The organism is Roseateles sp. (genome assembly GCF_965229315.1).
Taxonomy (GTDB): Bacteria; Pseudomonadota; Gammaproteobacteria; order Burkholderiales; family Burkholderiaceae_C; genus Pelomonas.
On record NZ_CBDDJA010000001.1, the window covers coordinates 270233 to 284004 of the forward strand.

At 68.5% G+C, this 13772-nt stretch carries 9 protein-coding genes; 4 read left to right on the forward strand and 5 right to left on the reverse strand.

Annotation, left to right across the window (positions count from 1 at the left end; all coding sequences use genetic code 11):
• Positions 1 to 233: 233 nt before the first annotated feature.
• Positions 234 to 1631 carry a putative 2OG-Fe(II) oxygenase gene (locus ACO07H_RS01270; protein WP_422010297.1) on the reverse strand — a complete coding sequence of 466 codons (1398 nt, stop codon included), beginning with the start codon at positions 1629 to 1631 and terminating at the stop codon, positions 234 to 236.
• A 200-nt stretch (positions 1632 to 1831) separates the two neighbouring features.
• A complete protein-coding gene (locus tag ACO07H_RS01275) occupies positions 1832 to 4705 on the reverse strand; it encodes a TonB-dependent receptor domain-containing protein (protein WP_422010299.1) in 2874 nt (957 codons plus the stop codon).
• Positions 4706 to 5048: 343 nt separating this feature from the next.
• On the opposite strand from ACO07H_RS01275, the gene ACO07H_RS01280 reads away from it, so the two are divergent.
• Entirely contained in the window at positions 5049 to 6272 is a 1224-nt protein-coding gene (locus ACO07H_RS01280) for an NAD(P)/FAD-dependent oxidoreductase (protein ID WP_422010301.1), read from the forward strand.
• Positions 6273 to 6497: 225 nt separating this feature from the next.
• Here the strand turns inward: ACO07H_RS01280 and pcaF are convergent, their stop codons facing one another.
• From pcaF to ACO07H_RS01295, 3 genes are all read right to left on the reverse strand, one after another.
• Entirely contained in the window at positions 6498 to 7703 is a 1206-nt protein-coding gene (pcaF, locus tag ACO07H_RS01285) for a 3-oxoadipyl-CoA thiolase (protein ID WP_422010303.1), read from the reverse strand.
• 83 nt (positions 7704 to 7786) lie between these two features.
• On the reverse strand, positions 7787 to 9199 hold the full coding sequence (locus tag ACO07H_RS01290; protein ID WP_422010305.1) for a 3-hydroxyacyl-CoA dehydrogenase: 1413 nt from the start codon (positions 9197 to 9199) through the stop codon (positions 7787 to 7789).
• The gene (locus ACO07H_RS01295; RefSeq protein ID WP_422010307.1) at positions 9196 to 9993 is read right to left on the reverse strand and encodes an enoyl-CoA hydratase-related protein; all 798 of its coding nucleotides are present in this window, start codon (positions 9991 to 9993) and stop codon (positions 9196 to 9198) included. The genes ACO07H_RS01290 and ACO07H_RS01295 overlap by 4 nt, the downstream gene beginning before the upstream one ends.
• Before the next feature lie 117 nt (positions 9994 to 10110).
• Here ACO07H_RS01295 and ACO07H_RS01300 point away from each other — a divergent pair, with 117 nt between their 5' ends.
• From ACO07H_RS01300 to ACO07H_RS01310, 3 genes are all read left to right on the forward strand, one after another.
• A complete protein-coding gene (locus tag ACO07H_RS01300) occupies positions 10111 to 11172 on the forward strand; it encodes a sensor histidine kinase (protein ID WP_422010309.1) in 1062 nt (353 codons plus the stop codon).
• The gene (locus tag ACO07H_RS01305) at positions 11169 to 11927 is read left to right on the forward strand and encodes a LytR/AlgR family response regulator transcription factor (RefSeq protein ID WP_422010312.1); all 759 of its coding nucleotides are present in this window, start codon (positions 11169 to 11171) and stop codon (positions 11925 to 11927) included. The genes ACO07H_RS01300 and ACO07H_RS01305 overlap by 4 nt, the downstream gene beginning before the upstream one ends.
• Before the next feature lie 111 nt (positions 11928 to 12038).
• Positions 12039 to 13757, forward strand: a complete 1719-nt coding sequence (locus ACO07H_RS01310; RefSeq protein ID WP_422010314.1) for a M14 family metallopeptidase — start codon at positions 12039 to 12041, stop codon at positions 13755 to 13757.
• The last annotated feature ends 15 nt before the right edge of the window (positions 13758 to 13772 follow it).

Genomic DNA, 13772 nt, shown 5'->3' on the forward strand with positions numbered 1-13772 from the left:
TGGAGCGATGGTATCGGCGGATGGCGAGGCGAAGCGGATCACAACAGCGGTCTTCTGCCAATACCGCTTCCCGCGGATAACGATGAGGCTCAACGCGTGCGGACTGCCCGCGCAAACCTATCTGATTTGTGCAGGCGTAGTCGCGCGCGTGGTACGAGGCTGCCGAGCCAAACCGCAAAACAGCGGACGGCTTGACCGAAGTCGCCTTATCTGCCGCAGCGGCTCACGGGATGTCAGGCAGGCAGCAGATCGCAGGCAACCGTCAGACGGGGTAGTTCACCACGGAATGGTTCGGTGCCATGCCACATGTACGAAGGAAATAGCACCAGCCGTCCCGGTTCAGGGCGCACCCAGTGTTCAGCCTCCATGTCCCAGCCGACCGGAATCCCGGGCTTGCCGAATCGCAGCCAGCCCTCGCGCCCGCCCGCACCGACGACCGCCGGCAATTCGATATGGCAGGCCGTTGACACCCAACCTTCCTGGTGCACATGGTCGACATGGTGCCCGCCCGGCCACAGCCAGACCGACCAGTCGCCTTGGATCCGGGCCTTGCCGGCATTGCGACGACACAGCGGATCGCCACCCTGCCCCAAGCGATCCAGATGGCGCTTGATCGGCGCCATCAAGGCACCGGCCAGGGCCGACAGCGCCGGGGTGGGGCGAGAAAGGACATGTGGCAACTGGCTGCCGCCACGCACGGAATGGCCAAAGGGGTGGGCACGAAAAGGATGAGCGGCCTTCAATTCGTTCGCAAGATCGGCAATGTAGGCATCCAGACTGACCCAGCCCAAGGGTGGGGAGAGACGGTAGGACGCGACCAAGCGCTCATAGTCATACAAGTCGTGGTAGCGGGCATCGCCTGTCAGCCGCCAGGCGGTCGCCTGCAGCGCGATCGCATGCTGGTTCAGGGGCTGCGCAGCGACAAGATGGCCCGCTGCCTCGCTGGCCCCCGGACCGTCGCCAACGGCGAGGCGCGCCCGCGTGAGCGCCTCGATCGCGCCTGGATCCCCCGGGGCCGCCCGCAGACAGGCTTCGGCCAGGGAAATCGCCGCGTCTGGCCTGCCCAGCAGCGCCTCGAGATGCGCGGCATAGCCCAGCACCACCGGCGTGCAGCCAGCACGCACGACCAGCGGCTCCAAAGATGCACGCGCGCTCCGAACATCGCCCATCTTTTCCTGCGCCTGGGCCTTGACGAAGGCGAGCATAGGATCGGCGTCCGCCCGGCCCTCGGCTTGCCTCAGCCCCACCAGCGCATGCTCGCTGTCGCCGGTCGACATCCAGGCCAGCTGGGCTGCCTCGAACTGGGCCGCCAGCAGGTTCGGGCGCAGCGCCAGGGCCCTACGATAGCTTTCGGCGGCTGAAGCGAGATCGAGCAACCCGAGCTCAGACCGCGCCCGCACGAGCCAGGTTTCGGGCGCGTCCAACCCCGCACCCAGCGCCGCCTTTGCAAAGACAAGCGCCTCGTCGTGCCTGCCGAGATCACCGAGGGTCGCCGCCAGGTTGTGCTGCGCCACGGGCTCGGCCGGATACCAGCACTGAGTTTGGCGATAGAGACTCAACGCCTGCGCCATCTGCCCGGCGGCCTTCAGTCGGCCGGCTTGCTGCAACAGGTCCATCAGTGTCGGATGCATGGCCTACCTCAGCGGCCCAGACCGTCGTTCGCGGGAGCCGCCTTGTGCGCCGCTCACAGGCACAAAAATCAGTGGGCCGCAGGTTCCGCCCGCTCAGCGGGACCTCTTTGTCGGGGCTGGGTTGTCCAACAAAAAAGACGGCGGGATTTCGGTCCCGCCGCCTTCCGACATGCGCCAGTGACGCTGTCCAGTGCTCGCGATCAGAACTTGGCGTTCAAACCAACGAAATAGCGCCTGCCGAGCACGTCAAACGTCGACGGGTCGGTGTTGGCCTGGATGTTCGGCGTGTACAACCTGGGTTGCTGGTCTGTCACGTTCGACACGCCGGCTCGCACTGAAATGTTCGACGTGAGCGCGTAGCGCGCCGAGAGGTCGTGGTACCACGTCGCTGCAGTGCCCGTGTTCGACACAGGCGACCCACCGGTGACCGTGTTGGCATGAACCATCTTGCCAATATAGCGATTGGTCATCTGCACGCTCAGACCGCCCAATGAATAGATGGTGGTCAGGCTCGCGCGCCATTTCGGCGAAGCCGACGCGGTAGTCGAGCCGATCGTGCCGACAAAGTCGTTGACGGGGTCGACCGAAGTGGTCTGCGACGTGTTCTTCTCGGTCCAGGTCGCAAGAAGGTTCCACCTCAGCGAACCGAGTTGTTGGAGGCTGAGCCCATAGTCGAGGCCCAGATCGACGCCGGAAACCTTCGTGAACGCTTGATTGCGGCTGAGTTGCTTCAAGTTGATCACACCACCGTCATTCGCATTGCGACTAAAGAGTTGGCACCACCCATTGGTCGCGCTGAAAGTGGGATTGGCGCCGTCACGGTTGAAGCAGCGCTGGACAATAGTCGTTGCATCGACAGACCCAATCACGTCTTTGAGATCGATGGACCAATAGTCGATCGTTGCCGATAGGTCTTTGGTGGGTTGCAGCACGAGACCGGCCGTGAACGATTTCGACTTCTCAGGCATCAGACCAGGATTGCCGCCCGTGATACCGGTTGCCTGACCACTCGGCTGTACGTAGGACGCGCCACCCGCGACAGCCGACTGGGCCGTGCACAGGGCTCGCACCTGGGCGGCGCTGGGGCCGTTGCGGTAGGTGGCCGCAATAGCACCGGTCGTGTTGCAAGGATCGGAGTTGGTGAAGGTCGGGAAGTTGTTCAGTTGCGGCGCAAAGAGTTCGTTCACGTTCGGCGCCCGAACGGCCGTCTGAGCACCGCCGCGAAAGCGAACTGTGTCATTGACCGACCAGTCCACCATCAGCTTGTAGCTGGAATCTCGGCCGCTGATGTTGCTGTCCGATACCCGCCCGCCCACCGTCGCAGAGAGCTGCTTCACAAAGGGCTTGTTGCGCAGGAGCGGAATGACCGCCTCTGCAAACACGTCCTTGAAGTCCAGCTTGCCCTTCACAGGCAGTTGCTCGTTGAAGCCAGCGACCTGCCCGGGTTGCAGCCCGGAGTCCGGCTTGAAGTCAAAGCTAAGCGCCCGATAGGCCGCCCCGAAGACCGCATCCAGGCTGCCGGCCGGCAGTTGGACAACTGGCCCCGTGACCGTACCTTCAACCACTTTCTGAATCACAGTGGTCAGGTTCTTCGCCTCCAGGCCGATATACGACTGGCACTCTGCGGAGAGTACTGTCGGACCAAACGGGTTGAAGCCGCCCGCGCAGAGCGAGGCGCCGCCATCGGCGGCGTTGAGCATCGCTTGCACACGGGTGATGCGCACGTTGCCGCCCTGGGTTTCATTCTGAACAGAACGACCGTAGGACCCGTAGACGTCATAGGTCCAGTCATTCAGCAGCCCCAAATCGCCGGTTGCACCAGCGACCGATTGCCAGACATCGTGCGTGTTAAAGGACGTGCGACCGCCCAGCGAGTTGAATCGCTTGTTCAAGCCGACCGTTGCCGTTGGGTTGGCGCGGGCCGCCAGCAAGGCCTTGGCTTCAGCGCTCAAGAACGGGTTGGTCACCGGCACAGTGAAGCCGGTGCCCGGTGTCGGCGCCAATTCCGATTGAGCGTTGTAATTGGTGAACTGGAATGAGGCGTAGGGCCGGAAGTTCTTGTTTACGTCGTAGTTGAGGGCCGAATACATCGACCAACGCTCCATCGGCAGAACAAGAGCGTTGTCCGGCTCGAAGTTGTATGAGAAGGTGTCCGGAAAGAAATTCTGGGCGATGGCGCTTTCCGGCCCGCGGTAGTTGACGACATTTCTTGCCGAGTTGCCAGCAACGCCGGTGCAGAAGAGAGTTCCGTCCGGATTGACACCAAACCCGGTCGACCCACCGTTGGTGTTGCACTTGTCGGCACCGAAGATGGCATTGACAGCAGCCTGCGACGGCGTGTTGGTTCCAACCAAAAGTGAACCGCCCGGGAAGGTGCCGGTGGTGGTCGACGCCTGGGCTGAAAAGGCACGCGCTCCCTTGTAGATGGAGTCACGCTTGAAGTACCCCCCGCCGAACACGGCCGAACCGCGGCCACCGTCGAATGTGCCGCCCATGGTCAGCGACGCCGAACTCTCCACGCCGTCGCTGCGCTCCGTCATGCGGTGTTGGGCATCCAGTTCGAGGCCCTTGAAGTTCCGCTTCATGATGAAGTTGACGACGCCCGAAACCGCATCCGCACCGTAGGCCGTCGCGGCGCCGCCGGTGATCACTTCAATCCGTTCAATCAGGGAGGTCGGGATGGTGTTCGTGTCGACCGTGCCGCCACCCGTAGAGCCCATGGCGCGTCGGCCGTTGATCAGCACTAGGTTCCGGCCAGAACCGAGCCCGCGCAGATCGATAAATGCTCGGCCGTTGCTGGAGGGATTGTTGGACTGCGAGCTGATGCCGGCCGTGACCGACGGCAGGGTGTTGAGGAACTGCTCGACCGTCACAACGCCGCTCTGCCGGATCTCCTCCGCGGTCACCGTCACGATCGGGCTTTCCGACATCGCGTCGGACTTCTTGATGCGCGAGCCTGTGATCTCGATTCGCTCCAGCTTCTGGGTGTCCGCCTCCTGGGCGAATGCGGTGACGGCACCGAGCGTGCCGATCATCGCGAGCGCTGCGGCGCTGCGGGCATTGCGTTTGAACATGGCTGCTCCTTCGTGGGGACGTTCTCAACGATGTGTTGGAGGGTGACTTTCGGAAACACGCACCCTTGCGGGTAGGCGTCTTTTCGCGGCGCGAGTCTGGCGACTGCGGGCGTGAAGGCCGATCCGGGTAGCCCCTAATAGACTGACCATTTGCCCGTCAAGCTCCTTTACACACTAGAAACGTGGCGATTTCAGTTTGCTGACAGGCCCATGTAGGACGACACCGCGTTGTCACATGACCACACAAATCCGAAACGCTTGGTGTGCTACCAGTCAAGACGTCGAACCGGAGGCCACCCGTACCCTCCCTAGAATCCGCGCCCACACCACCCATGGACAGTCATTGAGCGCCGCCGACACCCCCCTGCCCACTCCCTTGCGCTGCGACGCGCTCGTCATCGGCGCCGGCCCCGCCGGCAGCGCCTGCGCGCGCCTGCTCGCCGGTGCAGGCCTGGATGTGCTGCTGGTGGACCAGCACCCGCCAGGGCGCGACAAGACCTGCGGCGACGGGTTGATCCCGGACGCCCACCAGGCGCTGGCCCGGCTGGGCCTGCTGGAGGAGGTCATGCGGCGGGCGCAACCGGTGAGCCATGTGGGTTGCATCGGCCCGCGCGGCGGCCGCATCGACGTGCCCGGCTCGCTGGCCGTGCTGCCGCGGCGCGAGCTGGACGCATTGCTGCTGCAGGCTGCCCAGGACGCCGGCGCCCGCTTCCAGCAGGCGCGTTTCGAGGCGCCGCTGGAACAGGACGGCCGCGTCGTCGGGGCCCGGCTGAAGCAGGGCGACGGGTGGGTGGAGGTGTCGGCCCGGTGGGTCGTGCTCGCGACCGGCGCCGTGCCCAAGGCGCTGACCGCCGCCGGCATGTGCGAGCGCCACACGCCCAGCGGCGTCGCGCTGCGGGGCTACGTGAAGGCGCCGCAGATGGTCGGCAAGATCCGGTCGCTGGAAGTCGTCTGGGACAAGTCGGTGCAGCCCGGCTACGGCTGGATCTTCCCGGCACCGGACGGCCACTTCAACATCGGCGTCGGCGTGACCGACTCGCACCGGGACCTCAATGGCAAGGGTCAGAAGAAGGACGTCAACCTGCGCGCCATCTTCGACGCCTTCGTCGCCAAGTACGCGCCCGCCGCCGAGCTGATGCGCGTGGGCGAACTGGTGGGTGAACTGAAAGGCGCGCCGCTGCGCTGCACGCTGTCCGGGGCGAAATGGACGCGCCCGGGCCTCATCGTCACCGGTGAGGCCGCCGGCAGCACCTATTCGTTCACCGGCGAGGGCATCGGCAAGGCCATGGAGACCGGCATGCTGGCAGCCGACGCCATCCTCACTCATGCCGACGACGACGCCGCCCGCGCAGCCTACGAGGCCGGCCTGACGGCACTCAAGCCCAAGTTCGACCTCTACGAACGCGCCAACCGCGTCAACGCCCACCCCTGGCTGGCCGACCTGCTGATCTGGCGCGCCAGGAAGAGCCCGCGGCTGCTCAAGCGCATGAGCGGCGTGCTCAACGAGACCAGCAACCCGGGCAACCTGGTCAGCCTGAAGGGCCTGTCCCGCCTCTTCTTCGACTAGGCGCGGTCGGTGAGGGCCGAGCGCCGGGCCTGCCATGGACCAGAGGCCCATGGCCTTGCGTAGGCACAAGCAGTCCGCAGGGACTGCTTGTGTCCGACTTCAGTTCGCCAAGCCGGCCCGCGTTGGCGATGTGCTTGCGGCTCTATGCCGCAAGCATCGCCGTCCCCTCGGGGGGCCGCCCAGGGTTGCGCGCATTCAGCGCCGCACCCCTGGGCGAGGGGTGCCTCAAACGCGCTCGACAATGAGCGCAATGCCCTGCCCCACGCCGATGCACATCGTGCACAGCGCGTAGCGGCCGCCGCTCACTTCCAGCTGGTTGATCGCTGTCGTCACCAGGCGCGCACCGCTGGCGCCCAGCGGGTGGCCCAGCGCGATGGCGCCGCCGTTGGGGTTGACGCGGGCGTCGTCGTCCGCCAGCCCCAGGTCGCGCAGCACGGCCAGGCCTTGCGCGGCGAAGGCCTCGTTCAGCTCGATGACGTCCATCTGCGCGAGCGTCAGGCCCGTCAGCGCCAGCACCTTGCGCGTGGCCGGCGCCGGGCCTATGCCCATGATGCGCGGCGCCACGCCGGCCGTCGCCATGCCGACGACGCGGGCGCGCGGCTTCAGGCCGTGGCGTGCGGCCTCGGCCTCGCTGGCCAGCAGCAGCGCGCAGGCGCCGTCGTTGACGCCGCTGGCATTGCCGGCCGTGACCGAGCCGTCGGGCCTCACGACGCCCTTCAACTTCGCCAGCGCCTCCAGGCTGGTCTCGCGCGGATGCTCGTCCAGCAGCACGCGCACCGGGTCGCCCTTCTTCTGCGGCACCTCGACGGGCACGATCTCGCGCTCGAAGAAGCCGCGCTTCTGCGCCGCGATCGCCTTCAGCTGCGAGGCCAGCGCCATGCGGTCCTGCGCCTCGCGTTCGATGCCGAAGTCGCTGGCGACGTTCTCGGCCGTCTCGGGCATGGCGTCCACGCCGTACTGCGCCTTCATCTGCTTGTTGACGAAGCGCCAGCCGATGGTCGTGTCATACACCGCGTTCGCGCGGCTGAAGGCGCTCTCGGCCTTGGGCATCACGAACGGCGCACGGCTCATGCTCTCCACGCCGCCGGCGATCATCAGCCCGGCCTCGCCAGACCGGATGGCGCGCGCGGCCGTGCCGATGGCATCCAGGCCCGAACCGCACAGCCGGTTCACGGTGCTGCCCGGCACGTCCACCGGCAGGCCGGCCAGCAGCGCGGCCATGCGGGCAACGTTGCGGTTGTCCTCGCCGGCCTGGTTGGCGCAGCCGTAGATCACGTCGGCGACCTGCGCCCAGTCCACGCCCGGGTTGCGTGCGATCAGCGCCTTGATCGGCAGCGCGCCGAGGTCGTCGGTGCGGATGGAGGACAGCGCGCCGCCGTAGCGGCCGAAGGGCGTGCGGATCGCGTCGCAGATGAGGGCTTCAGTAGGCATGTGGACCCCTTGTCCGATGAGTACATCGGCCGATCCCCCGAGGGGATGCCGGGCCGGCTTGGGGCGGCCCGGCGCTCGGCCCGTTATTTCAGGTACGCAGAGACGCGGTAGCGCTCGCCCCGGTGGTGTTGGTCGAGCCGGTCCAGCAGCGCGGCGACGGCGCGGCGGTCCCAGCGGGCCAGCCATTCGAACGGGCCGGCCGGGTAATTGACGCCCAGCTTCATCGCCGCGTCGGCGCCGGCCTCGTCGCAGACGCCCTGGCTGACGGCGTCCGCCGCCTCGTTGATGAGCATGGCGATGGTGCGCGCGACGATGAGGCCGGGCACGTCGGCGATGGCGCGCGGCGCCAGGCCCAGCACCGTCAGCCACGCCGCCGTGGACGGATCGCCGGCATAGGCGATGTCGCCCGAAGTCGCCAGCGGCAGGTCGAACACCGCCGTGCTGCGCGACAGCTCGGCGGCGCGTCGGCCGTCGGTCTGGCGCAGCTGGCGGCCGTCGATGCTCAGGCCGGTCCAGTCGCTGTCCAGCTCGCGCGCGGCGTCCGGCAGTGCGGCGGCGAAGCGGTCGGCCACCGGCCCCTTGCCGTGCACGACGACCTGCGCCGCCGTCGGGGCAGCGATGGCCACGGCCGGCAGCGCAGGCGCGCCCTCGGGGTAGCGGTAGAAGCCGCGCCCGCTCTTGCGGCCCAGGAAGCCGGCATCCACCAGCTCCTGCTGCACCAGCGAAGGCGTGAAGCGCCGGTCGAAGAAGTTGGCCGCGAAGACCGAGTTCGTCACGGCGAAGTTGGTGTCGTGGCCGATCAGGTCCATCAGCTCGCACGGCCCCATGCGGAAACCCGCGGCGCGCAGGACCGCGTCGATCAGCTCGGGCGCCGCCACGCGGTCCTGCAGCAGCATCAGCGCCTCGGCGTAATACGGCCGGGCGATGCGGTTGACGATGAAGCCGGGCGTGGACCGCGTGTGCACCGGTGTCTTGCCCCAGCGCGCGGCGAGGTCGAAGACGGCCTGCGCCACGGCCAGGTCGGTGCCCAGGCCGGACACCACCTCCACCAGCTTCATCAGCGGCACCGGATTGAAGAAGTGCATGCCCACCAGCCGCTCGGGCCTACGCATGCCGCGCGCCAGAGCAGTGACAGAGATGGACGAGGTGTTGGTCGCGATGACGGCCTCGTCGGGCAGCAGCAGCTCCAGCTCGGCGAACAGCGCCCGCTTCACGTCCAGGTTCTCGACGATGGCCTCGACGACCAGGTCGGCCGTCGCCATCACGTCCACCGGCGCGATGCGCGCGAGCGTTGCCTGCGCGGCGTCCGCCGTCAGCTTGCCCTTGGCGACCAGGCCGTCGAAGGTCTGCGCCAGCTTGGCCTTGGCGGCCTCGGCCGCGCCGGCACGGGCGTCGAAGAGGTCCACGGCATGGCCGGCCTGGGCCGCCACCTGGGCAATGCCGGCGCCCATCAGGCCGGCCCCCACGACGAGGATGCGGGAATCGTTCAGAGTCATTCGGCAGAGGTCCAGTGGGGCTTGCGCTTGCCGAGGAAGGCGGCGAAACCCTCGCGGGCCTCGGCCGTCGTGCGCACGCGGGCAATCGTTTGGGCGGTCAGCTCGCGCACCTCGGCCGTGACGGAGCCGGGCGCGAGCTGCGCGTAGAGCTGCTTGATCTCGGCCTGCGCCTGCGGGCCGCAGGCGAGCAGGTCGGCCAGCATGGCGTCGACGGCGGCGTCCAGCCCGTCGGCCGGCACCACCTGCTGCACCAGCCCCACGCGCTGCGCCTCGGCGGCACCGATGCGGCTGGCGGTCAGCGCCAGGCGTCGCGCTTCGCGCAGCCCGACCGCGTTGACCAGGTGCGGGCCGATGACGGCCGGCAGGATGCCCATGCGCGCCTCGCTGACCGAAAAGCTGGCGGCGTCGGACGCGATGGCCATGTCGCAGGCGCACACCAGGCCCACGCCGCCGCCGAGCGCGGCGCCCTGCACGCGCGCGAGGGTGGGCTTGGGGCACTCGGCGATGCGCGCCAGCATGGCCGAGAAGCGGCGCGCGTCGGCGAGGTTGTCGTCCTGCGACGCGGCCGCGGCGCGCTGCATCCATTGCAGGTCGGCGCCGGCGCTGAAGTGCTTGCCGGTGCCGGCCAGCAGGACGGCGCGCACGGCGGTGTCGCGGCCCAGTTCGGCAAAAGCGGCATCGAGTTCAGCGATCAGCACCTCGTCGAAGGCATTGAACACGGCCGGGCGGTTCATCGTCAGCACGGCCACGCCATCGGCGCGGCGCTCGAGGTCGAGGGAAGTCCAGGCAGGCATCCCGGCATTCTGCACTTTTCCCGACCGAGCGGTCGGCTCAGCCATTCATGCGCCCGGGACCGCCGTTCGCCGCATGGCGCAGCGTGAGGCCGGCAGCGCCACCTAGACTCGCCCGCCATGCCGTCCCTGCTCGACACCCTGCATTGCCGCCAGTGGTTCTACCCCGGGCCGATCCGCGTGTTCACGCCGGAGGAAATGGCCAAGGCGGGCATGCAGCCCTGGCCGGTGGCGGTGGACAGCTATGTCGCGCTGAACCTGGTCACCATGCTGCCCGCGCTGCTGTTCACGCGGCAGGGCACCGGCTGGGCCACGGCGCTGATGTGGTGGGGCTTCTGGTGCGCGCTGGCCCTTGTGACGCTGGCGTTGTCGCGCCTGCTGTGGCGCCATCCCACGCGCCGGCGGCTGAACCTGTACTGCTACGGCACCGCAGTGGCGGTGCTCGCCGTCGCGCTGGGCCTGATTCACCAGGGCGAACGCGACTGGGTGCAGCGCGAGAACATCACCTTGATCGCCGCCATGACGGGCGTGCTCAGCGCCTGGTGGATGCTGACGGTGTTCCGCGTGCAGCAGATCGAGGCGCGGCTGCGCGAGCTGGCCGACCAGGACGCCGCGCTGCGCCTGCAGACGCGCCTGGCCGCCGCGCAGATCCAGCCGCACTTCCTGTTCAACACGCTGGCCTCGCTGCAGCACTGGGTGGACACCGGCGACGCCCGCGCCGCGCCGCTGCTGCGCGACTTCACGGCCTACCTGCGCGCCACGCTGCCGATGTTCGAGCGCGAGCTGCAGCCGCTGGCCGACGAGGTCGAGATGGTGCGCCGCTATCTGGCCATCATGCAGGCGCGGCTGGGCGCGCGGCTGGGCTTCACCCTCGACGTGCCAGCAGGCTTGCAGGCCCAGGTGCCGCCGGGCATCGTGCTGACGCTGGTGGAAAACGCCATCGCCCACGGTGTCGAGCCGCAGCTGCGCGGCGGCCAGGTCGCCGTCGCTGCCCGGCACGACGGCGCGCAGCTGGTGCTGACGGTGCACGACGACGGCCCCGGCCTCGCGCCCGGCTGGGCCGAAGGCGTCGGCCTGGCCAACACGCGCCGGCGCCTGGTGAACGCCTGCCCCGCCGCGACGCTGACGCTCGCCGACACCCACCCCGGCTGCACCGCCACCCTGACGATCCCGACCCCATGACCCCGACCACCGCCCTGATCGCCGACGACGAAGAAGCGCCCCGCGAACAACTGCGCGCCGCCCTGGCCCGCCTGTGGCCCGAGCTCGACATCGTCGCCGCCAGCAGCAATGGCGCCGAAGCCTGGGACGACTGCCTGGCCCTGGAGCCCGCCATCGCCTTCCTGGACATCCGCATGCCCGGGCTCACCGGCCTGGAGGTCGCGCGCCGGCTGTCCGCACTGGCCGCGCCGCCACTGATCGTCTTCGTGACAGCCTTCGACGACCATGCGCTGGCGGCCTTCGACGCCGGCGCGGTGGATTACGTGCTGAAGCCGGTCGACGACGAGCGGCTGGCGCAGGCGCTGACACGCGTGCGCGCCCGGCTGACCCAACCCGCGCCCGACACGTCGGCGCTGCAGCGCCTGCTCGCCGGCCTGGCCAGCCCGCGCGCAGCGACGCGCCCCATCCAGGCCAGCGTGGGCCGCGAGGTGCTGCTGATCCCGCCCGAGGAGGTCGTCTACTTCGAATCCGACCAGCGCTACACCCGCGTCGTCCACCAGGGCGGCGACGCGCTGATCCGCACGCCGCTGCGCGAGCTGCTGGCCCAGCTCGACCCCGACCAGTTCTGGCAGATCCACCGCAGCGTGCTCGTCAACAGCCGCTGCATCGCGCGCGCCATCCGCATCGACGAGGGCACCATGGTCGTCACGCTGCGCGGGCGCGACGAGAAGCTGCCCGTGTCGCGGCAGTTCCAGGCCCTGTTCAAGGGTCAGTGAGCCGTCGCCCTGGGCAAACCCGGGGGGTGACAGCGCGGCGTGTTACCAACAATCCGCGCCATCCCAGACGCCCCTGCTCCTTGGGGCCGCACACCCAGGACCGACGCCGCCATGCCCAGCCCACTGCCCAGCCCGCGCTTCGACCATTTCTACCGCTACGACGAGCTGACGGCACTGCTGTTCGCCTACGCCGAGGCCCGGCCCAACCTGGTGTCGGTGCGCTCCATCGGCAAGAGCTTCGAGCAGCGCGACATCTGGGTGGTCGTCGTCACCAACCTGGCCAGCGGCATGGACGTGGACAAGCCGGCGATGTGGATAGACGGCAATATCCACGCCGCCGAGCTGACGGCCTCCACCACCTGCCTGTACTACCTGCACCAGCTGCTGAGCCTGCACGGCGGTACGTCCGCCGAGTCGGCCCAGGTCAACCGCCTGCTCGATACGCGCACGCTGTACATCGTGCCGCGCCTGAACCCCGACGGCGCCGAGCTGGCGCTGGCCGACCGCCCGCGCCACATCCGCAGCTCCACGCGGCCCTATCCGTACACCGAGGAGCCGGTCGACGGCCTGACGCAGGAAGACATCGACGGCGACGGCCGCATCCTGACCATGCGTGTGCCGGACCCGCATGGCGGCTACAAGAAGCACGCCACCGAGCCGCGCCTGATGGTGGCGCGCGAGCCGGGCGAGTCCGGTGGCGAGTACTACCGGCTCATCCCCGAGGGCTTCATCAAGAACCATGACGGCCTGACCGTGCGGCTGAACCCCGACCGCGAGGGACTGGACCTGAACCGCAACTTCCCCGGCGAATGGCGCCAGGAGTTCCAGCAGCTCGGCGCCGGCCCCTACCCGACCAGCGAACCCGAGGTGCGGGCCATGGTGGAGTTCATCACCGGCCACCCCAACATCGGCGCGGCGATCAGCTACCACACGCACAGCGGCGTGATCCTGCGCCCCTGCGGCACGCGCAGCGACAAGGACATGACGCCCGAGGACCTGTGGACCTTCCAGCGCTTCTCGGCGCTGGGCGAGAAGCACAGCGGCTACCCCGCCGTCAGCATCTACGAGGAGTTCCGTTACCACCCCAAGGACGTCATCACCGGCACGCAGGACTGGGTCTACGAACACCTGGGTGCGCTGTTCTGGGTGGTGGAGCTGTGGTCGCCGAACAAGGAAGCCGGCATCGAGGGCTACAAGTGGATCGACTGGTTCCGTGACCACCCGGTGGAGGACGACCTCAAGCTGCTGAAGTGGAGCGACGAGCACTGCGGCGGCCAGGCCCACGTGGACTGGGCGCCGTTCCAGCATCCGCAGCTGGGCGCCGTGGAGATCGGCGGCTGGGACAAGATGAACTACTGGCGCAACCCGCCGCCCGCCCTGCGCGAGCGCGAGGCGGCGCGCTTCCCGGCGTGGATGACGCAGATCGCCATGAGCCTGCCGCGGCTGGAGCTGGTGCGCACCGAGGTGCGCGCGCTCGGCCCCGACACCTGGCGCGTGCGCCTGGCCGTCGCCAACGCGGGCTACCTGCCGGCCTACGTGACGCAGCGCGCGCTGGAGCGCAAGACCGTGCGCGGCGTGATGTTCGAGATCCACCTGCCCGCGGGCGACCCGACGGTCAGCCTGGTCAGCGGCAAGGAGCGCATGGAAGGCCCGCAGCTCGAAGGCCATGCGCCCAAGCAGAGCCAGCTCGCCTTCCTGCCGGCCAGGCAGATCACCGGCGACCGCGCGGTGGGCGAGTGGGTCGTGCGCGCGCCGGTGGGGACGCGGCTGGCGCTGTCGGCCAGCGCGGAGCGCGCGGGCGTGGTGCGCACGGAAGTCGTGCTCGACTGAGGACCGAGGGCGGAA